This is a genomic window from Phytoactinopolyspora endophytica, assembly GCF_004138495.1.
GTDB classification, from domain to species: Bacteria; Actinomycetota; Actinomycetes; order Jiangellales; family Jiangellaceae; genus Phytoactinopolyspora; species Phytoactinopolyspora endophytica.
Map to the genome: position 1 here is coordinate 38,284 of NZ_ML142874.1, position 658 is coordinate 38,941.

Sequence of the window (658 nt, forward strand, 5' to 3'; positions counted from 1 at the left end):
ATGCGGATCGAGCCGCCACCGTCGCTGCCTTGCGCGATCGGGACGATGCCGGCTGCCACGGCGGCCGCCGCTCCGCCGCTGGATCCACCGGCGGACCGGCGCGGATCCCAGGGCGTGCGGGCGGGCGGTGCGATGTCCGGTTCCGTATAGGGGGGAAGCCCGAACTCCGGTGTGTTGGTCTTGCCGATCATCAACGTTCCGGCGTCGCGAAGCAGGGTGACGATGCCGTCGTCGACCGGGGCCACAACATCCTCGAACACCGCGCTGCCAGCCCGGATCGGCACGCCCGCCACACTGTTCAGGTCCTTGATTGGGCACGGCACGCCCAGCAACGCGCGACCATCGTCGTCCTTATCGGCCGCCGAATCGGCCGCCGACCCACGCTCTGCCGCCGTGGCCTGCTCGCGTGCAAGCTCCGGGGTGACGGCGACGAACGCACCGATCTGCGGGTCCAGCCGCTCGACACGGGCCAGCGTGTGTTCAAGGATCTCGGTCGGCGACGTCTCGCCCGCACGGACGGCCGCGGCCAGTTCAAGCGCAGTCAGCTCGTGGATCTCAGTCACGGTCCGACCCTACGACGCCGGCCCGCCCGAGCACGCGGCCGCACCATGATCATGAACACTATGCGTGCTATGTACACGGTTTGTGTTCATGATCA

The 658-nt window shown here is 68.7% G+C and carries 1 protein-coding gene; it reads right to left on the reverse strand.

Annotated elements, in window-relative coordinates; genetic code table 11:
• The coding region (locus ELR45_RS39900) for an amidase family protein (protein ID WP_205857661.1) at window positions 1-563 on the reverse strand (563 nt) is incomplete at its 3' end.
• Between the last annotated feature and the right edge of the window lie 95 nt (window positions 564-658).